The sequence below is a fragment of the Acidimicrobiales bacterium genome, assembly GCA_041394265.1.
Classification (GTDB): domain Bacteria; phylum Actinomycetota; class Acidimicrobiia; order Acidimicrobiales; family SZUA-35; genus JBBQUN01.
In genome coordinates, this window is sequence record JAWKIO010000005.1 from 137,585 (window position 1) to 158,243 (window position 20,659).

The window sequence follows — 20,659 nt, forward strand, 5'->3', positions numbered from 1 at the left end:
CACCGTCCAATCCAGCCAAACCTCCGGGCCTGCGTACGGCGGAGCCGACGCAAACCCGGAGGTTGTCAGGTTTTGGACGCAGGCCCGAAGGTTCGGGCTCGTTTGGGAGGGAGGCGGTCGGTCGTGTGAGAATGCTTCGACACACAAACCGTTGAACATCGAGGGGGACTCGAGTGTCTGGGGAAGAAGCAACGATCGACGTACGCGATCCCGATGTGGTCGTGGTCGGCGCCGGCATGGCCGGCCTCTATCTGCTGTATCGCCTGCGCAAGGAAGGATTCTCGGCGCGCTGTCTCGAGACCGCCGACGACGTGGGTGGCACCTGGTACTGGAACCGGTACCCGGGGGCCCGCTGCGACATCCAGAGCATCGACTACTCCTACAGCTTCGACCCCGAGCTCGAGACCGAGTGGACCTGGTCGGAGCGCTACGCCACCCAGCCCGAGATCCTGCGCTATCTCCAATTCGTGGCCGACAAGCACGACCTGCGCCGTGACATCGAGTTCGAGACCCGGGTCGAGAGTGCCCGCTGGGACGACGACACCAAGCGCTGGATCCTCGCCACGAGCAAAGGCACCGAGGTCAGCTGCAAGCACTACGTGATGGCCACCGGCTGTCTGTCGCTGCCGAAGGAGCCCGACATCGAGGGCGCCAAGGACTTCGCCGGCGAGGTCTACTTCACGAACCGCTGGCCGCACGAGGGTGTCGACTTCACCGGCAAGCGGGTCGGCGTGATCGGTACCGGCTCGTCGGGCATCCAGTCGATCCCGATCATCGCTGCCCAGGCCGACCAGCTCACCATCTTCCAACGCACCCCGAACTTCTCGATCCCAGCCCACAACGGGCCGGTCAAGCCGGAAAAGAAGGCGGCGCTCGAGGCCGACCGCGATGCCTACCGCGAAGCCCAGAAGTGGAGCCGCGGCGGCTGGACCCAAGAGCCGGTCGAGATCGGGGCCATGATGGTCAGCGAGGAAGAGCGCAACGCCTCGTTCGAGGCGGCTTGGGAGGCTGGCGAACTCGGAATCTCCGGGATCTTCAACGACCTTCTCACCAACCCGACCTCCAACGAGGCCATCGCCGAGTTCGTGCGCAACAAGATCCGAGCGACCGTCAACGACCCCGAAGTCGCCGAGGCGCTGTGCCCGAAGGACTACCCGTTCGCCACCAAGCGTCTCTGTCTCGACACGAACTACTACGAGACCTTCAACCGTGACAACGTGGAGCTGGTCGACCTGCGAAAGCACCCGATCTCGACCATCACGGCCACCGGCATCGAGACCGACAACGCCACCTACGAGTTCGACGCCATCGTGTTCGCGACGGGCTTCGACGCCATGACCGGTGCCATCGTGGCGGTCGACATCGAGGGTCGCGACGGCCTCAAGCTCGCCGATAAGTGGTCGGCCGGTCCCAAGACCTACCTCGGCCTCACTGCGGTCGGCTTCCCCAACTTCTACATGATCACCGGCCCCGGCAGTCCCTCGGTGCTGTCGAACATGGTGGTGTCGATCGAACAGCACGTCGACTGGGTCACCGACACCATCGTCAAGATGCGCGCCGACGGCTACGACACGATCGAGCCCACGGAACAGGCCGAAGAGGGCTGGGGGCTCCACGTCAACGACTGTGCGAACATCACGCTCTTCCCCCAAGCCAACTCGTGGTACATGGGGGCGAACGTGCCCGGCAAGCCTCGCATGTTCCTCCCCTACATCGGCGGTGTCGACACCTACCGCCAGATCTGCAACGACGTGGTCGACAACGGCTACATGGGCTTCGAATTCACGGGGTCGGGCAAGCAGTCCCGCACCGACGGCGTCATCCGCCGCCTCCAACCCGACGTCGCCATGCTGCTCGAGATGATGGCGACCATGGACCTGCCGCCGTACGAGTCGATGTCACCCGACGAGGCCCGCGCCTTCGGTGAGGCAACCGCCGCCCAGCGCCCGCCCGGGCCCGAAGTCGGCGAGATCGTCGACGGCACCTACCCCGGTGCCGATGGCGATCTGGCCTACCGCCTGTATCGCCCGGCCACGCCGGGACCGCACCCGGTCGTGCTCTACTTCCACGGTGGCGGGTGGGTGCTCGGCAGCGAGCAGTCCGACGATCCGATGTGCCGCGACCTGTGTGATCGATCGGGTGCGCTCATCATCTCGGCCAACTACCGCCACGCACCCGAGCACCGCTTCCCGGCGGCTCCCGACGACGCCATCGCAGCGTTGGCGTGGGTGAGCGAGAACGCCGAGGCGCTCGGCGGACTCCCCGGCCCGGTCGTCGTTGCCGGGTGGAGCGCCGGAGCCAACCTTGCGACCGTGGTCGCCCAGCACGCTCGCGACAACGGTGGCCCGGCCATCAGTGGCCAGGTGCTCCTCACTCCGGTCACCGACAACGTGCTCACCACCGGGTCGTATGTCGAGAACGCCGAGGGCTACGGACTCACCAAGCCGCTCATGGAGTGGTTCTGGGATCACTACATCGACCCGGCCGATCGCAACGACCCACGGGCCTCGCCGCTACGAGCTTCGAGCCTCGCCGGGCTGCCGCCCGCCACGGTCATCACGGCCGAGTTCGATCCTCTGCGCGACGAGGGGGCCGCCTACGCGAAGGCGATGGCCGACGCCGGGGTCGACGTCCACCACATTGCGGCGCGAGGCCACACCCACATCTCGATCCCCATGGTCGACGTGATGCTGTCGGCTGCCCCGATCCGCCAGCAGATGGCCGAGGCCATCACCTCCTACCTACCGGTACGTTCCGGGGTCTGAGCCACCCGCCCGGCACGCCGTGCCGGGCTACAGATCGGACAGCGGCGCCCACGTCGAGTGGGTGCCGCTGCTGATCCGTTCCGGCAGCCGGATCCGTGCGACCGGTTCGCTCGCCGGGTCGGCGGCGTCGAGCACGAGACACTCCGACAGGTCGCGGTTCATGTCGACCGTGAACGTGATCAGGTAGCCGTCGTCCTCGGCGGTCGACCCGAGTCGTGGCGCCATCACGGTCTCGCTGACGAACACACCGGGCTCCATCGGCACCCGCACCTCGTCGCCGGTGTCGAGGTCATGCTTGATCAGCCCATCGAACGCAAACAACCCACGGGCGCAGGTGGCGTTGTAGGAGTAGCGGTGGCGGCGTCCGGCGTGTCGACCGTTGACCATCGGGAACTCGCAGCAGGTGTCGCTCATGGACTCCTCGCGACACTCCCCGGTCGCCAGATTGAAGCGCCAGCGATGGGCGCGAGCATCGAGCACGTTCATGTCGAGGGTCTCGAACCCCTTGAGTTCGCCCGGGAAGCGAGCGACGCCGCGAGCGGTCGGGTTGTGCTGGAAGAAGCCGTCGAGCACGACCTCGTCGCCGTCCTCGTAGGCATTGGTCCAGTGCAGGACGAAGGTGGGATCCGCTTCGAACCAGCGGATGTCGTCGGTGGTGCCGTGACGCGGGATCAGAGCGAATCGACTGGGACGATCGCGGTCGAAGGTGTTCGAGTAGTAGCCATCGGCAAGTGCCTGCGGGTCCCAGAACAGGGGGAGGTCATTGAGGATCGACCAGTTCTCGGTGAATGCCATGTCGTGCGGAAGTCGAGGCCCGGGGAGTGGGATGTCGACGTAGGTGACCAGCTCACCGGCCCGGTTCACCACGCCGTAGTGCATGTAGGGCTTCTCGACCGAGTAGTTGAAGAAGAGCAACTCGCCGGTGTGTTCGTCGAGCTTCGGATGGGCCGACACACCCTCGGGCGGGAACCAGCCATTCCAGGTGGTCTTGCCGAGGTCGTCGAGGGTCCGCGGATCGAGCCGATAGAGCTCGCCGCACTGGTAGAAGCTGGCGAGCGCGACGCCGCCGTGCACGATCACGTCGGTGCTGGCGTTGTCCTTCATCATCGTGCGAGCGCCCCAGCCGTGGTCGGCGATGGCGTTCGACGGGTGCTCGGTGATCCCGGCCCACAGGCTGCGACCGGCCTCCTGCTCGGCGAGGAACCCGTCGGTGCGAACGAACCGGCTGGCGTAGCGGGCCTCACCACCCTCGAAGCTGATCGAATGCATCAACGAATCGCCGTCGAAGGGGTGATAGCGCTTGATCGGCTCCATCAGCGCGGTCTCGGTGTTGCGGAGGTAGACACCGGCCAGATCGTCAGGAATGTTGCCGACCACGTCGAGATCCCAGGCGTCGTACTCATTCACCTGGGGCCGCCACGGGCCGCTGCGATACGGGTGCTGATCGCCTGGAGGTAACCCCGACTCGACGGTGTTGCGCAGTTCGACCTTCAACGTTGCTCCCCTCTTCGGCAATCGCCGTTGGCCGGATTCTGACAGATCACCGGACCAGGCCAAAGGCGACACCGGGAAAAGAATTCCGTCACCGACCAATCCGCCCGGAGCACGGTTCCGAACCCGTGGTGATCGGCCTTGGGCCGTTCACCACCTGTACCCCGCTGAGAGGAACCCTCATGAACGCACCACCGGCTGAACGCCGTACACCGAGATCCACACGGCGCCGCGGTGCCATGGTCGCCACCGGAGCGACGGTCGCCACGATGGCCTCCCTTCTCGCTCCGTCGATCGCCGACGCGGCACATGCCCCCGGCAGCTCGGAGATCTACACCGCCACCCTGACCGAGCTGAACGACTCCGGCACGACCGCCGAGGTCGTCGCCCTCCGCAACGGTGCCACCGTGACCCTGACCATGCAGGTCTCCGGCGCAGCTGCCAACCTGCCGCACCCCCAGCACATCCACGGTTCGATCGAAGCCGGTGGAAGCTGCCCGACCATGGCCGACGATGCCGACAACGACGGCTTCGTGAGCGTCGTCGAGGGCATCCCACGCTATGGCGGCATCCAGGCGTCGCTGTCGACCGGCCCGGACTTCACGGCCAACGCCGCATTGACCGGCCCGTTCCCGACCGCCGACGCCGACGGCAACTACACCTACACCGAGACGTTCACGCTCCCGGATGCGACCGCGGCCGCCTTCGACAACTTCCACGTGGTGATCCACGGCAACGACATCGACGGCTCGAACGCCTACGACGGTGACAAGAAGTCGTCGTTGACCGACGAGCTGCCCTTCGAGGTGACCGTTCCGGCCGCCTGTGGCGAGCTCGTCGCCCAGGAGCCGGCAACCATGTCGCAGTCCTACACCGGGACCCTCGGCTCGCTGAACGGCTCGGACACCACCGCCTCGGTTGCGGCGCTCCGAGTTGGCAACGAGGTCACCGTGGCGATGAACGTCTCCGGCGCATCCGCCGACCTGCCGCATCCGCAGCACGTGCACGGAAAGCTGGGCGTGAGCAACGTCTGCCCACCGGCGAGTGCCGACACCGACAATGACGGCTTCGTGAGCGTGGCCGAAGGTGTCCCGTTCTACGGCACCATCCAGAACACGCTGTCGACCGGACCCGACTTCAGTGCCGGTGCCGGCCTTACCGGCCCGTTCCCGACGGCCGACGCCGATGGCAACTACAGCTACCTCGAGACGTTCACGATCACACCGGAACAGGCCCGTGACTTCGGCAACCTGCACTTCGTGATCCATGGCATCGACATCGACGGATCGGGTGCCTACGACGGCGAGAAGCGCTCGTCGCTCACCGACGAGCTCCCCTTCGAGGTCACCGTTCCCGCCGCCTGCGGCCAGCTGAACCTGTCCAAGATCGGGCTGAGCGACGCCTACGCCAACGCTTCGGGTACGCAGGGATCGATCGTGCGTCAGTACGTCACCCTGCTCGACCGTGAGCCGGACGCCACGGGCTACAACTACTTCGCCACCGAGATCGCCAACGGCGCAAGCCTGGAGGATCTGGCGTGGTCGGTTGCCTCGTCGACCGAGTTCAAGGCTCGCTTCGGGGGTGCCTTCGATGCTTCGGCTGATGCCGACTGGGTCGACTTCGTCTACACCGCAGTGTTCGAACGCCCTGCCGACCAGGCCGGCAAGGACTACTGGCTCGGTGAGCTCGCTGCCGGACGGGTCGACCGTGTGACCATGCTCGTCTACTTCGGCGAGTCGGCCGAGTTCATGGCCACCACCCAGACCAGCTGAGGTTGCTCGTCAGCTGACCGTGCTCCTGCCATTCAGCGGGAACCACGTTCGAGGCCGCCCCCTTCCTCATCGGGGGCGGCCTCGTCGCGTGCGGTGGCAGATCTCAGCGTGGATTGCCGAGGACGAACTCCGGCAGCGGCAGCTCGTCGTAGCCCTCGTCGCCGTTGAGCTTCACCCCGGCAACACCACCGTTGCCATCGAGCACGATCTTCGGAATGATCGGGGTGGGCACACCCACTGCTTCGGCTGCGGCCATGGCGTCGGCCGTGGTGGCATGGGGTTCGAGGAAACGCAGCGACGCCACGGTCGGTGGGAACATCTGGAGTTCGCCGTTCTTCCACTGCTCGATGGCGTCGACCGGCCGGACCCACAGGCTGGCGATGGTCTCGGCGTCGTCGTGCAGCGGTTCCTGCAACTGTGGGGCAACGGCGACGAAGAAACGGGTGTCGAAGCGGCGCCGCTCGCCCATCGGGGTCACCCAGTGGTCAACGAGATGCATACGGTCGGTCAACAGCACCAAGCCCTCGTCGGCGCACAGCTGCTCGAGTGAGTAGTTGCCATCGTGGATCTCGTGACGAGTGCGGCCGAACCGCTCCTCCAACTCGGGGGTGTCGAAACGGATCACCTCGCTGCCGTCTGTCGGGCGGGCGAGCAACACACCCGCCTCCTCGAAACACTCCCGGATGGCGGCGACGAGCCAGGCCAACCCACCCTTCGCCATTCCCATCTGGGCCGACGCACTGGCGTCATCGAGACCATCGCTGATGGCCTCGAGCGCCTCACCGTGGTCGGCGTCGTCGACCTTTCCGCCGGGGAACACGTACTGACCCCGGGCAAAGGCGGCCGACAGCGAGCGTTGCAGCATGAACACCTCGAGCCCCTGGTCGCCGTCTCGGACCAGCATCACGGTGGCAGCAGGTCGGACAGGGACAGCATCGGCACGCATCGGTTCGTTCACGGTTGCCGACGCTACATCGGCCCAGCGAAGCGGGCACATTGGCGTTCGCTGGTCGCAGCGCCGGCGGCCTCGTAGTGTGCCGGCATGGACCTGGGACTGCGAGGCAAGCGAGCATTGGTGACGGGCGCGTCGAAGGGCATCGGCCTCGGCATCGCCGAAGCCCTGGCGACGGAGGGCGTCGACCTCGTGCTGGCCGCCCGGTCCGGCCCGACCCTCGACGCGATCGCTGCCGACCTCGCCGGCCGCCATGGCGTCGACGTCGAGGTCGTGGCCGCCGACCTCTCGCTCACCTCCGAGCAGGAGCGGCTCGCCGATCGGGTCAAGCTGCGACCACTCGACATCGTGGTCAACAACGCCGGCGCCATCCCTGGCGGCACGATCACCGACATCGACGACGAGCGCTGGCGAGACGCGTGGGACCTCAAAGTCTTCGGCTACATCAACCTCATGCGCCTCCTCATTCCTCACCTCGAGACGTCACGCGCCGACTCGGGGACCGCCGACGCCGGGGTCTTGCTCAACGTGATCGGCGCCGCCGCCGACCGCCCCAATCCCGGCTACATCGCCGGTGCGGGCGGCAACTCGGCGCTGGCGGCGATGAGCCGAGCGATCGGCTCCCGGTCCATGCGCACGGGGGTGCGGGTGCTGGCGGTCAATCCCGGGCTCATCATCACCGACCGCATGACCGATCTCCTCCGACAGCAGGCCAACGCGAAGTACGGCAGTGACGAACGGTGGGAGGAGTTCATCCCCGCCGATCCCGTACCGGGCACGGTCGAGCAGGTTGCCGACGTGGTCACGTTCCTCGTCTCGCCCCGGGCCAGCCATGTGAGCGGCACCACGCTCACCATCGACGGCGGCGCCAGCGCGAGATAGAGCCGTTCACAACATCCACGAACCCCAGGACCCCTCCATGAAGGTCGAATCACTCCTACCGCTCGGCAAGCTCGATCCAGGGCTACGCGAACCCGAGACCCCACTCGACATCCGAGACTTCGCCACACTCGCAACGACCGCCGAATCGGTCGGGCTCGATGCGATCCTGGTCGAGGAAACCAAAGACGACCCGTTCCAGCTGCTCGCCCTCGGCTCCACCACGACCGATCGCATCCAACTGGGCACATCCGTAGCCATGGCCTTCCCCCGGAGCCCGACCGTCACGGCCATGTCGGCGTGGTCCCTCCAGAAGGTCAGCAATGGCCGGTTCCTGCTGGGGTTGGGTACCCAGGTCCGAGCCCACGTCGAACGCCGCTACGGCCTCCAGTGGTCACCACCGGCGCCATGGGCCCGCGACTACATCAACGCCATGCGAGCCGTTTGGACCTCATGGCAGGAGCGGGTGCCACTGCAGTTCGAGAGTGATCACTATCGGCTCGATCTGATGGTGCCGCTCTTCGATCCCGGCCCCATCGAGCACCCACACATCCCTGTGCACCTGGCCGCCATCGGGCCCAACATGTGCGCCGTGGCCGGCGAAGTCGCCGACGGCGTGCGCCTCCACCCGGTGTGTACGCCCCGCTACATCGACGACGCCGTGCTTCCCGCTCTGGCCAAGGGAGCGGCGCGCTCGAACCGAGACGTCACCGAGGTCGACGTCTGCATGAAGCCACTGATCGGCACCGCGCCCGATGAGGCCCGCCTCGAGCGGGTGGCCGAAACCGTGCGCGCCCGCGTCGCCTTCTACCTGTCGACACCCTCGTATCGGCGAGCGTTCGAGGTGCACGACTGGGGCGACATCGCCCGCCAGGCGTCGGTGTTGTCGCGAGCCAAGGACTGGGACCACCTGCCGAATCTCGTCACCGACGAGATGCTCCACACCGTCGCCACGATCGGCACCTACGACACCATCGCCGAGCAGCTCAACGAGCGCTATGCCGACCGGGTCGACCGCATCGAGTTCTCGATCCCGGTCAACTCCCCCGCCGATGCCGAGGTCTTCACCGACATCCTGGCGAGGATCCGCTGACGCTCCCAGCAAGAAGTTCGTGAGTCGAACGACCTCTTCGCTCAACCGACCCCAGATTCGCGTCGACACCCCCTCATGGGTTCGCCGACCACCGGAGCAGCAGAAGGGCGCGAGCGTCACTGGGCCGCGTCGCCCCGCATGGCGCGCCTCGTGCGAATCACCATCTTCGCCCTCCCGATCGTCGGCGCATGGTCGGCCGTGCGCGTGGTCTCCGACGGCCTCTACCGGCCCGATCATCCACTCGGCATCGTCGTCTGGGCGGTCCAGGCCATCACGGTCGCCTCTGCGACTTCGCTGCTGATCGATCGACTGGTCTCTCGCTTCCTCCCACTCGCCAGCCTGCTCGGGCTGTCACTCACGTTCCCCGACCAGGCACCCTCCCGGTTCTCGGTGGCGCTCAAGGCCGGCACGATCCGCAAGCTCGAAGCCCACCTCGCCGAGGCATCGCAGCGAGGACTGGCGGCGGACGAGGCCGCTGCGGCGCGCCAGGCGATCGAACTCGTGACCCTCCTCGGGCGGCACGAGCGCCTCACCCGAGGCCATACCGAACGGGTGCGTGCCTACAGCGAGCTCATCGCCAAGCAGATGGGCATCGACGACGAGTCGCGTCAGCGTCTCGCCTGGGCTGCGCTCCTCCACGACATCGGCAAGCTTACGGTGCCGTCGTACATCCTCAACAGCGACGGCAAGCCGAGCGACGAGGAGTGGCAGATCCTGCGGGGACATCCGGCCGCGGGCGAAGCGTTCGTCGAACCCCTGGCCGACTGGCTGGGTGAGTGGCGGGGGGCCACCTCACAGCACCACGAGCGGTGGGACGGCAAGGGCTATCCCCGTGGGCTGGCAGGCACCGAGATCTCGCTGGCCGGCCGCATCGTGGCCGCCGCCGACGCCTATGACGTCATCACCTCGAAGCGGTCCTACAAGTCGGCGATGTCGGCCGAGGCCGCCCGCACCGAACTCGTTCGGTGCTCCGGTACGCAGTTCGATCCCGAGGTGGTTCGGGCGCTGCTCGAGGTCTCGCTCAAGGAACGCAAACCCCAGTCGGCACTCGCCTGGCTCATCGAGCTGTTGCGGCTCGAACGCGTGACCCAGGCCATCGCCGTCGCTCCGGCCGCCGCCATGATCGGCATCGCCAGCATCGGTTCGCTCGTTGGTCTCACTGACGCCGCCGCCACGAGTGCTCCCGACCAGCTGGCGTTCATCGCTCCCGACCCTGCACCGGGTCCTGGCGCCGCTGGCGCTGACGACCCCGCCGGCGAGACGGCGACTTCGACGAGCGCCCCAGTTGACGACACCGAGATCGGCGATGCCAGCGAGATCGTGTCCACCAACCCGTCGACGACCACGCCGCCCTCGGCGTCGCCGGATGCCACGACCGACGAGTCGACGCCGGGCTCGACGTCGACCTCGTCGCCCGACCGCACGACGAGCACCTCGCTCCTCCCCTCGCTTCCGCCGGTCACGATTCCCGGGATCACGCTCCCGACAGTGACGGTGCCGGGCGCCACCCTGCCGCCGCTCGTCACCACGACCACCACCCCACCGGCCACGTCCACCACCACAGCACCGACCACCACGACTGCACCGACCACCACCACGACCGCTCCCACCACCACGACCACGGCGCCCACTGGTCCCAACGCCGTGAACGACGTCCACGTCACACTGCTCGGTCTGCTCCAGTACATTCCGGTGCTCGTCAACGACGCACCCGGCTCGTCGGCGCTCGACCCCGCAACCCTTCGCATCGTGAGCGGGCCGAGCAGTGGCACGGCGTCGATCTCGAACGGCACGATCAGGTACAAGACCCCGAGCCTGATCTTCCTGGGGACGACGATCACCTACGAGGTCTGCGATCTCAACGGTTTGTGCGATCAAGCTCAGGTCACCATCGCTCTGTGATGATCGGTCCGGCCACGCTGCTTTGACACCCGGCGTCCGGTCTCCGTAGCTTCGCACCATCGACCGAGCAACGGGGGCCATGACATGAGTGACACCAACCAGACCTACACCGAGGTGATCGTCGAATCGCACGACCACGTCGACGTCGTCACCATCAACCGGCCCGAAGCTCGCAACGCACTCACCTGGACCACTTACGCCGAATTGCAGCGTGCGGTCGAGACCAGCACGGCCCGCTGCATCGTGATCACCGCCACCGATCCGGCGTTCTGCTCGGGCGACGACGTCAAGCAGATCATGGTGAAGGCCGGCGAGGGAACGGCCGAGCGCCTGAGCAACGAACCTCGACTCACCCCCGCCGCAGGCGCCCTGCTCGGCACCAACATCCCGATCATCGCCGCCGTCAACGGGGCTGCGGTCGGATGGGGCATGGAACTCGCGCTCATGGCCGACATCCGTGTCGCCTCGGAGCGAGCCAAGTTCGGCGAGCTGTTCGTGCTCCGCGGCCTGTGCTGCGACGTTGCCGGGATCGGACGCCTTGCCCAGCTCGTCGGCCGAGAAGCCGCCGCCGAGCTCCTCTTCACGGGTCGAGTCTTCGATGCCAACGAAGCCAAGGAGCTCCGAATGGTGTCACGAGTGGTGCCCCACGAGGAGCTGATGCCGACCGCCATGACGCTGGCCAACGCCATCGCCGCCAACCCGCCGCTGGCCGTCGCCGAGCTGAAGGCAGGCCTCCGTCTGGCGCTCGACCCCGATTGGGACGACCTCGGGGTCTGGGTCAGTTCCACGCTCGGCCGGCTGTTCAAGACCGACGACCACAAAGAGGGCGTTGCCGCGTTCCTCGAGAAGCGGCCCGCCAACTATGTGGGCTCGTAGCCGCCGCTCATCGCCCGCGTTCGAGTTCGGCGACCTCATTGCGTGCGCGACGCAACGCCTCGACCGACTCCTCGATGTCTCGGAGCCGATCACGCACCACGGCCGACGATGCCTGCGCAGCATCGAGCAACAGGCGGGCACAGACCCCCTCGTACTCGCGAACCAGTGCTTCGATCTCTCGGCGGACGGCCGGTCGAGAGCTGAGCGGCAGCCGCGCACACGCCAGGAGTTGATGATCGATCAGGTCCGATGCTTCGGCGAGGCGCCAACGTAGGTCGGGCCGGCCAAGTGCATCGCCGACCGAGTGGTCGATCGTCGCCGTTGCGGCGTCAAGCCTCCGGGTCAAGACATCTTCCCAGCTCCCGGTCAGACGCCACTGCTCGATCACACCTGTCCGACGCGGCCACCGACCGGTTGCGGAGCGCAAGAACGCCAGGTAGCCGACGACGGCCGCCAACACGACGATGACGACCAACACGATCGTGATGAGTCCGCTGAGCATCGGGTGTCCTTTCGGTCTGGCTGTTCAGGTCGTGCTGGTCGGTCGGGTGGTCAGTTCTCGGAAGCGACGCATGAGCGCCGCCGTTCGTGAGCGATAGGTGGCCGCTCGACGGACCTTGAGTTCCTCGTAGCCCCGAACGTGATCGGGCAGGCCGGCGATCTCGGTGGCCAGGTCGTAGGTGGTCTCGTCGACCCCGGCCACCAGCTCGTCGATCGTCGTGCGGTACTCACCCGGCAGCTCTCGTTCGATCCGGCGAACCTCGGGGAACCGGAACGGGTCGAGCTTGGTGCCCCGCAGTCGCTTGCCCTTCGCCAGCACGGCGAGGGCCGGCGCCCCCTTGACGGGGATCGATAGCTTCTCTTTCATCCCCAACGCTCGCAGCATCGGCGGATGCAGCCGGTAGCTGATCGAGCCGGAGGCACCGGCCAGCCGACGGGCCTCGGCCAGACCCTCATCGAGCAGCATCAGACGGGCCACCTCGTACTCGTCCTTGTACGCCGTGAGCTTGTGCAGGTTGACCGCCACCGTCCGTGTCAACTCATAGGTCGACCCAAGACTGCCATCGCTGTTCGCCACCCGCTCGACCACGTCGAGATACGCGGACGCCGTCTCGACGTCCTGGAATCCAATGAGGTCATCCGTGAGCCGTGCGAGCAGATCACCCAGTCCGGTCGTGGCGTCGAGCGTTTCCACCCGACGAGCAAGCGATGCAGGGAGTGCGGGTCGGCCCTCGGCGTCGGTCGAGCGAAGGTGCGCCGTCGACTCCGGGTCGGCAGCGTGGGCCCGGCCCCAGCGGAACGCAGCGAGGTTCTTCTCGACCGCCACCCCGTTGAGTTCGATGGCTTGCTCCAGCGACTCGGTCGACACGGGGATGGCGCCGGCCTGCACGGCCATCCCGACGACAAAACTGTTGGCCGTCACGGCATCGCCGAACAGCGCCGTGGTGATCTGCTCGGCATCGGCCCAGACATGCTTCGTCGCATCGGTCTCGGTGGCGATCACCTCGGCCAGCCGTTCGGCCGACGCCAGGTGAAGGTCGGGGTGCAGGATCATCTCCCCGGTCGGTGTCGAAGCCGTCGATCCGACCACGATGGTGTGCCCAGCCTCACACACGTCGAGCGCTCGGTCGGTGGCCGCCACCAGCTGGTCGCAAGCGAGCAGCAGGTCGGCCTGCTCACGACCGAGACGATTCGTGGCATCGGCACCGATGCGAGACAGGCGAACGTCGCTCACCACCGGTCCGGCCTTCTGCGACAGGCCGATCTGATCGAGGCCGGTGACCGTGTAGCCATCGAGCATGCCTGCCGTGCCGATGATCTGCGCGACGGTGACGATCCCGGTGCCACCGATCCCGGTGATCCGCATGGCGAAGTGATCGCTGGGCACAGCCAGCACGGGCTCGGGAACCGTCGGCGGTGTGAACCCGTCGATCACACCGGTCGTTGGCGACTCGTCGAGTTCCACGGTCATGAACGAGGGGCAATCGCCCTCGAGGCACGAGAAGTCGAGATTGCACGTCGACTGGTCGATGGTGGTCTTGCGCCCGAATGGCGTGTCGATCGGCTGGACCGACAGGCAGTTGCTCACCTGGCCGCAATCGCCGCAACCCTCGCAGATCCGGGGGTTGATGACCACCCGCTGGGTCGGTGCGACCACCTTGCCCCGCTTACGGTCACGCCGCAGTTCGGCGGCGCAACGCTGGTCGTGGATCAACACGGTGACCCCGGGGACGGTGGCCAACATCTCCTGGGCTTCGAGCAGCCGCGACCGATCCCAGACCTCGACGCCACGAGGCAGCTCGCCCCGCTCGTACTTGTCGGGCTCGTCGGTGGTGACCAGGACACGAGACACCCCACTGGCCTGGAGCATCCTCACCACCCGACTCACCGACAGCTGGCCCTGGGGATCCTGGCCGCCGGTCATCGCGACCGTGCCGTTGTAGAGCAGCTTGTAGGTGATGTTCACGCCGGCGGCTCGTGCCGCCTGGATCGCGAGTTGGCCGCTGTGGAAGTACGTGCCGTCGCCGAGGTTCTGGATCAGATGATCGCGCTCGACGAAGTCGGCCATGCCGATCCACTGGGTGCCCTCGTTGCCCATGCAGGTGATGCCGGCGATGTCGCCGACTCGCTCGGGATCCATGAACAGCGCCATCGTGTGGCACCCGATGCCGGCGCCGACGAGCGATCCGTCGGGCACCTGGGTGCTGCGATTGTGCGGGCACCCGGAGCAGTAGTACGGCGAACGGGTCGAGCCGACGTTGACCGGGATCCGCTGACGCTCCGGTTTCTCCGGCACCAGCCGATCACCGATCCGCTCGGCCAAGACTCGGCGCAACGGGTCGATGATGAGGTCGGCATCGAGGTGACCGTAGGTGCGAAACAGGGGCTGGCCGTGGGCGTCGTGCTTGCCCAGCACCATCGGGCGATGCGACGAGGTGTAGAGGCTCTGCATGATCAGTGCCTCGACGAACGGCTGCTTCTCCTCGACCACCACGAGCGTGTCGACCCCGCGGGCGAACGTGCGGATCGTCTCGGGGTCGAATGGAATGGGCATCTGCATGCGCAGCAGGCGGATGCCGGCAGCGGCGATGTCGTGGTCACTCACCAGCCCGAGCCGAGTCAGCGCCTCACGCACCTCGCGGTACGTGATGCCCGATGCTGCGATGCCGATCCACGCATCGCTCGGGTCGACGGTGGTCTGATTGAGGCCGTTCTTGGAGGCATAGCTCACGGCCAGCGGGTACCGGACGTCGTAGATCTCCTGCTCGAGTTCGACGGTGTACGGCGTGAGCAACCGGCCACTCGGTCGACGGCGGGTGGCCTCGTCGAACCCGTCGGGAGCGATCGGCTGGACTCGGTCGGGGGCGAGATCGACCGACGTCATGCCGTCGGCCACGTCGGCCACGATCTTGATGGCGCTCCACAGACCGCTGAATCTCGACAACGCAATCGCGTGGCGCCCGAGATCGAGGACTTCCGCCGGGTCGCCGGGATAGAGCAGCGGCATGTGCATGTCGGCCACGACGCCCGCCGACGACGACGGAATGGTCGAGCTCTTGGCGTTGGGGTCGTCACCCACCAGCGCCACGGCGCCGCCCCAGCGAGACGTTCCGGCGTAGACCCCGTGACGGAGCGCATCCATCGCTCGATCGACGCCGGGGGCCTTGCCGTACCAGATACCGACGACGCCGTCGTAGCGGGCATCGGGTTGCGAGGACGCAAGCTGTGAGCCCATCACCGCCGTGGCCGCCAGTTCCTCGTTGCCGCCGGGCCGGACCACGATCGGCAGATCGGGGGCGAGCTTCGCGGCCCGGGCCGCCTCCTCGCCCATCCCTCCGAGCGGTGAACCCTGGTACCCGGTGAACAACGCTGCGGTGTTGCGGCCGTCGCGGCGATCGGCGCGAAGCTGCTCGATCGGCAGCCGGGCGAGCGCCTGCACACCGGTGAGGATCACGCGACCCGAGTCGTGCTCGTACCGGTCTTGGATGCGGTAGGAACGCTTCTGCAGATCAGTCATGGCGACTCTCCTTGTTGCGACGTTAGCAGCCGAGCCAGCGTCGGTCGGGGGCAGGGAGCCGGCGCACGAAGGGTCGTTGGACTCCGGTGCCGATCGCGCCGTCGCAGTACGGTCGAACCACAGGACAGGGTGGAAGGAGTACCCATGCCCGGCTCGAACAAACCCGCACGGCTTCCGCCGCGGTGGTTCGTGACGACGTTCTGGAAGGTCCATCGGGCGGTGGTCCGCCTGACCGGCGGCCGACTCGGTCTCTGGCGACCCAAGCCCGGCGGCTGGGGCGCAGCTCGACTCACCACCATCGGCCGTCGTTCCGGCGAGGAGCGCACCGTCATGGTCGGCTACTTCGAGGACGGACCGAACCTCGTCGCCCTCGCCATGAACGGGTGGGCACCGGAGGAGCCGGCGTGGTGGTTGAACCTCCAGGCCAACCCCGACGCTCGCGTCGAGATCGTCGGCGGGGAACGCCTGCTCACTGGTCGCGCTGCCCGTGGTGCCGAACGCGAACGGCTCTGGGCTCGCTGGCGCGAAACCGACAAGGGGCTCGACGACTTCGCCGCTCGCCGCCCGAACCAAACCGCCGTTGTGGTGTTCGAGCCTCGCGAGCGAGCTGCTCGTCGCCCTCGACCCGGAGCAACCGAAGGAGGAACCAATGCCGACACGAGTCGCGATCGACCGCTTCTTGGACACTGACCGCATGGCGCTGATCGGGGTGTCACGTGATCCGAAGAAGTTCGCCAACGTGGTCTTCCGAGAGCTCCAGAAGACGGGCTATGAGGTCGTCCCGGTGAACCCCCACGCCGACCATGTCGAGGGCGTGCCGGCATTCCGCTCCGTCGCCGACCTCCCCGACATCGACCGGGCGATCATCATGCTCCCGCCCGCCGAGTCCGCCCGGCTCGTCGCCGAGTGCGCCGACCGTGGCATCGAGCAGGTGTGGCTGCACAAGGGTGCGGGGACCGGCTCGGTCACCGAAGAGGCCGTCGCCATCGGCCGGGAGCGTGGGCTCGAGGTCATCGACGGCGCGTGCCCGCTCATGTTCCTCGCCGGCACCGGCTTCATCCATCGCCTCCACCGCCGCCTCGTGAGCCACCGCTTCGCCACGACCTGACACCACCGTCCCGACACCACCCGACACGACCAGACCCGACGCAACCCAACTCAACCCGGCACCCAACCGTCGACGCTGAAGCCCACCTCGCCCAACTGTCCACGCTGAAGCCCGGATCTGAGCTCCAGTGTCGACAGTTCGCTGGGATGAGCTCCAGTGTCGACAGTTCGGTCGAGCAACACGCTGGGATGTCTCACTGTGCGAAGGTGGGCTGATGCACCCTGACCGCTACGACAACGAGGCGGGGTGGGCGGTGGTGTCCGAGCTGCTCTCGAGCGACGACATCGCCGAGACCCTGGCAATCTGTCGGCGACTCCTGGCGTTGCCGGCGCACGAACGTGATGCCAGAGACCGACCGCACGGCGGCACGCAACACCTCGCTGACCTCGATCGCCGGAGCGAGTTCGTGGCCTCGCTGGTCGAGCGGCCGGCGCTGGTCGACGTGGTCGCTGCGATCCTCGGGCCGACCTTCCGGCGCGTCGAAGTGGCCTACCGGAGCCCGCAGCCGTCATTCGGCAGTCAGCAGCTCCACGCCGACGACCTGCCTCGGATGCAGCCGGCGTCGAACACGATCGCCACGGCGATCGTCGCGCTGACCGCGTTCACCACCGACAACGGTGCGACCCGGCTGATCCCTGGTAGCCACCGGCGCCCCGACCTGCAGCGCCGAGCCGGCTCACTCGACACCCATACCGACGAGATCACGCTCACCGGCGCAGCGGGAACAGCATTCGTCTTCTCGGGCCATCTCCTGCACTCGGGCACCACCAACCAGTCGGCGTTCGAGCGCCCTGCGCTGCAGGTGATCTGGCGGACCTGACACCAACCGTCGACGATGAAGCCCATCTCGCCGAACTGTCCGCACTGAAGCCCGGAACTGAGCTCCAGTGTCGACAGTTCGCTGGATTGGGCTTCAGTGTGGACAGTTCAGGCGGGACGGCAGTCAGGACTCGGGCCAGAGATCGGTCTGAGGATGGAACTGTGACCAGGCGAACCAGAACGCCTCGTGGCTCGGGACGTCGTTGCCATCGACATCGACGGCCCGCAAACCGCCGCCGTCGAGCACGAGGCTGATGCCGAGCGTCGACACGGTGTCGCCCTGTTCGAGTGCCTTCCGCGCCTGCGCTGCGTCGAACGCGATCGGCGTGCCGTCAGGGGCGACGACACCGAGCACACTCGCCTGCACCGGCATGCGGTCGTCGACTTCTCCGATCGGGAAGATCGGCCCGTCGGCGTCTCGGGTGTTCCGCAGATCGCTGTCGGGACGGCCGAGCGCCTCCTCGATGGCGAGCACCGTGGTGTCGGGGTGATCCGCCTTCCACTCTGCCCACGTGGTCACGATGACGCTGTGCTGCGGCAGCACCACTCCCGCTTCCCACAGCGGCCCACTCACCGCCGCACCGAGGAACGTGTCGAACACCGAGTTCGTGCGGACGTCGTACATCACCTTGTTCGACCGTGACAGCAGGCCCGAGGTTCGCATCACCGGCCGTTCGAACCCGTCGGCGCCGTCTGTGAAAAAGACCTGAGACGAGCCACAGAGGGTGCAGTAGGGCATGGCGAAGTCACGGCCACCGAGGGTGTCGTTCACCATCTCGCGCACCTCCATGATCGAGCGGGGGTAGGCGCGAGCTTTGCCGTCGATCTCGATCCCGAAGACGACCGTGTCGTCCTCGAGCCATTCGTCGCCGGTGGCTGCGTCGGTGACGGCCGGGTCATCGGCTGCGGGGATGCAATCGCACGGGGAGTCGGTTTCGCCGTACGGGCGATCGTCGACCAGCACGCCACCCCACGACACCAGGCGCCAATCGATCGCGCTGTCGTCCGGCATGAGTGGCTGCCATCGCTGGTCGATCGAGAGATACAGGGGGCGCTTGAGCTCGAGGTACTCCGGCGGTGCGGGAACATCCCAAGCAATCAGGTGGTCAACCGCATCGGGCCAGCCGGTGAACGGCTCGATCGTCACGCCGGTCAGTGCCTCGAACGCACCGGCAATGGCGGTGGCGGTCTCTCGGCTGGCCGTCACCCTCAGCAGGTCGGTCAGCCACCACGCCATACGCGGATCGCCGGAGGCACCGATCGTGGCGAGCGCCTCGTCGGTATTGGCGTCGAACCGCTGCTCGATCTCACGCTGTGCGATCACCACCCGTGCCGCGTCGACCAGCGCAGGGTCCAGCGGCCCGTCCGGTGCCTCGGGAGCCGGACCGAACGTTCGTGGTTCGGCGGCGATCTCGAGACTGGTCGCCTCGTCACCGAGATCGTCGTCGATGCCGGCCGCGTCGGGTGCCACTGTCGCGGCCGTGGTCGCGGTCGCCTCGTTGTCGGCATCGGAGGACGGGTCGGAGCAAGCGGCCAGCGTGACCGCGACTGCCACCAAGGTGATCGCCAGGCGCTGCATGCTGGCATTCCAGCAGACAACGGCCAGCGCCTGCGGTCACCACCGCCGAACTGCGCCAAAACGCAGCAACGTTGGCACTGGGAGCATCAAAACGAGGCTCCCAGCGCCAGAGTTGCGCACGGACGGAGTGGACCCCCCGGGGGGGTCAGCCCAATTCGCTGCCGACGATCGAGACGAAGCTCACACACTCGCCGGGGGCGCCGCCGAGGTTGTGGGTCATGGCCAGCTTCTTGCCCGCTTCGGTGACGCTCGAGATCTGGCGCTCGGGCGGTGCTTCTTGGCGAAGCTGGAGCCAGCACTCGAAGAGCATGCGCAGACCGGAGGCGCCGATCGGGTGGCCGAAGCTCTTGAGACCACCGTCGGGGTTGACCGGCAGCTCACCCTGCAAGTCGTAGGTGCCGGCCATGACTTCCTTCCAACCCATGCCACGCTCGGCGAACCCGAGGTCTTCCATGAGGACCAGCTCGGTCGGGGTGAAGCAGTCGTGCACCTCGGCCATGGCCAGTTCGGCCCGCGGGTTGGTGATCCCGGCCTGGGCGTAGGCGTCGGTCGCACAGGCCGCCACCTCGTTGAAGGTGGTGTAGTCGTAGTCGGGATCAATCGGCCCGGCCGCAGGGCCTGCGGTGAAGGCCAACGCCTTCACGTACAGCGGGTTGTCGGTGTACTTGTGGGCGTCCTCGGCTCGGCACAAGATCGCAGCCGCCGAACCATCGGACACGCCCGAGCAGTCGAAGATGCCGAGCTGGCCGGCGATCAGCGGCGCGTTGCAGATGGTGTCCTTGCCCACTTCCTTGCGGAACTGGGCTCGCTCGTTGCGGGCGCCGTTGTAGTGGTTCTTCCACGCGATCCGAGTGAGGACGTCCTTCATCTCGTCCTCGTCGACCCCGTACTTGCGGGAGTAGGCCGGTGCCAGGAGGCTGAACATGGCCGGGGCGGTCAGCTCCGCGCTCGTGCCGTCGTCGGGGATCGGCGGCATGACGAGACCGGACATGCCGTTGTCCTTGAGCTTCTCCACACCGATCGCCATGACGAGGTCGTAGGCGCCGGAGGCCACGGCGTAGGCGGCGTTTCGAAACGCCTCGGAGCCGGTGGCGCACATGTTCTCGACCCGGGTGACCGGCTTGTAGTCGATCTTCAGTGCCCGGCTGAGGGTGAGGCCCGAGATGCCCGAGCCCATCGTGCCGAACCAGAAGGCATCGACGTCGTCCTGCTTGATGCCGGCTGAGGAGTACGCCGCCTGTGCCGCGTCGACGAGCATGTCGTCGACCCCCGAGTCCCAGTGCTCACCGAATGGCGTGCACCCCATCCCGACGATGGCGACCTGATCCTTGATGCCTCGTGATCCCATGTGATTCCCCTTTGTCAGCGTTCTCGTGTGGTGTGTTCTGCGTGTCGTTTGCGGCGG

15 protein-coding genes are annotated in these 20,659 nt (G+C 67.0%); 9 read left to right on the forward strand and 6 right to left on the reverse strand.

The window, feature by feature from the left end; all coding sequences use genetic code 11:
* Positions 1 to 173 precede the first annotated feature (173 nt).
* On the forward strand, positions 174 to 2,765 hold the full coding sequence (locus tag R2733_00720; protein ID MEZ5375001.1) for an alpha/beta hydrolase fold domain-containing protein: 2,592 nt from the start codon (positions 174 to 176) through the stop codon (positions 2,763 to 2,765).
* A 27-nt stretch (positions 2,766 to 2,792) separates the two neighbouring features.
* On the opposite strand, the gene R2733_00725 is transcribed toward R2733_00720, so the two are convergent.
* A complete protein-coding gene (locus tag R2733_00725; protein MEZ5375002.1) occupies positions 2,793 to 4,259 on the reverse strand; it encodes a carotenoid oxygenase family protein in 1,467 nt (488 codons plus the stop codon).
* A gap of 179 nt (positions 4,260 to 4,438) precedes the next feature.
* Between R2733_00725 and R2733_00730 the strand changes: the two genes are divergently transcribed.
* A complete protein-coding gene (locus tag R2733_00730) occupies positions 4,439 to 6,028 on the forward strand; it encodes a DUF4214 domain-containing protein (GenBank protein MEZ5375003.1) in 1,590 nt (529 codons plus the stop codon).
* A gap of 103 nt (positions 6,029 to 6,131) precedes the next feature.
* On the opposite strand, the gene R2733_00735 is transcribed toward R2733_00730, so the two are convergent.
* A complete protein-coding gene (locus tag R2733_00735) occupies positions 6,132 to 6,986 on the reverse strand; it encodes an NUDIX domain-containing protein (GenBank protein MEZ5375004.1) in 855 nt (284 codons plus the stop codon).
* Between the two features lie 84 nt (positions 6,987 to 7,070).
* Between R2733_00735 and R2733_00740 the strand changes: the two genes are divergently transcribed.
* The 4 genes from R2733_00740 (at position 7,071) to R2733_00755 (ending at position 11,730) form a co-directional block, all read left to right on the forward strand.
* The gene (locus tag R2733_00740; GenBank protein ID MEZ5375005.1) at positions 7,071 to 7,862 is read left to right on the forward strand and encodes a short-chain dehydrogenase/reductase; all 792 of its coding nucleotides are present in this window, start codon (positions 7,071 to 7,073) and stop codon (positions 7,860 to 7,862) included.
* 37 nt (positions 7,863 to 7,899) lie between these two features.
* Positions 7,900 to 8,952: a TIGR03617 family F420-dependent LLM class oxidoreductase gene (locus tag R2733_00745; GenBank protein MEZ5375006.1), complete on the forward strand. Its 1,053-nt coding sequence runs from the start codon at positions 7,900 to 7,902 to the stop codon at positions 8,950 to 8,952.
* A gap of 75 nt (positions 8,953 to 9,027) precedes the next feature.
* A complete protein-coding gene (locus tag R2733_00750) occupies positions 9,028 to 10,854 on the forward strand; it encodes an HD-GYP domain-containing protein (protein MEZ5375007.1) in 1,827 nt (608 codons plus the stop codon).
* A gap of 84 nt (positions 10,855 to 10,938) precedes the next feature.
* Entirely contained in the window at positions 10,939 to 11,730 is a 792-nt protein-coding gene (locus R2733_00755) for an enoyl-CoA hydratase-related protein (GenBank protein ID MEZ5375008.1), read from the forward strand.
* A gap of 7 nt (positions 11,731 to 11,737) precedes the next feature.
* Here R2733_00755 and R2733_00760 read toward each other — a convergent pair whose 3' ends face one another.
* Entirely contained in the window at positions 11,738 to 12,232 is a 495-nt protein-coding gene (locus R2733_00760; protein MEZ5375009.1) for a hypothetical protein, read from the reverse strand.
* 24 nt (positions 12,233 to 12,256) lie between these two features.
* Positions 12,257 to 15,748: an indolepyruvate ferredoxin oxidoreductase family protein gene (locus R2733_00765; GenBank protein MEZ5375010.1), complete on the reverse strand. Its 3,492-nt coding sequence runs from the start codon at positions 15,746 to 15,748 to the stop codon at positions 12,257 to 12,259.
* 144 nt (positions 15,749 to 15,892) lie between these two features.
* Here R2733_00765 and R2733_00770 point away from each other — a divergent pair, with 144 nt between their 5' ends.
* The 3 genes from R2733_00770 to R2733_00780 all read left to right on the forward strand — a co-directional run bounded on the left by R2733_00770 (position 15,893) and on the right by R2733_00780 (position 17,676).
* On the forward strand, positions 15,893 to 16,438 hold the full coding sequence (locus tag R2733_00770; protein MEZ5375011.1) for a nitroreductase/quinone reductase family protein: 546 nt from the start codon (positions 15,893 to 15,895) through the stop codon (positions 16,436 to 16,438).
* Entirely contained in the window at positions 16,398 to 16,856 is a 459-nt protein-coding gene (locus R2733_00775) for a CoA-binding protein (GenBank protein ID MEZ5375012.1), read from the forward strand. The genes R2733_00770 and R2733_00775 overlap by 41 nt, the downstream gene beginning before the upstream one ends.
* 214 nt (positions 16,857 to 17,070) lie before the next feature.
* The gene (locus R2733_00780; GenBank protein MEZ5375013.1) at positions 17,071 to 17,676 is read left to right on the forward strand and encodes a phytanoyl-CoA dioxygenase family protein; all 606 of its coding nucleotides are present in this window, start codon (positions 17,071 to 17,073) and stop codon (positions 17,674 to 17,676) included.
* 123 nt (positions 17,677 to 17,799) lie between these two features.
* Here R2733_00780 and R2733_00785 read toward each other — a convergent pair whose 3' ends face one another.
* A complete protein-coding gene (locus tag R2733_00785; GenBank protein MEZ5375014.1) occupies positions 17,800 to 19,254 on the reverse strand; it encodes a DUF3179 domain-containing (seleno)protein in 1,455 nt (484 codons plus the stop codon).
* A gap of 145 nt (positions 19,255 to 19,399) precedes the next feature.
* Entirely contained in the window at positions 19,400 to 20,602 is a 1,203-nt protein-coding gene (locus tag R2733_00790) for an acetyl-CoA acetyltransferase (GenBank protein ID MEZ5375015.1), read from the reverse strand.
* Positions 20,603 to 20,659: the final 57 nt, after the last annotated feature.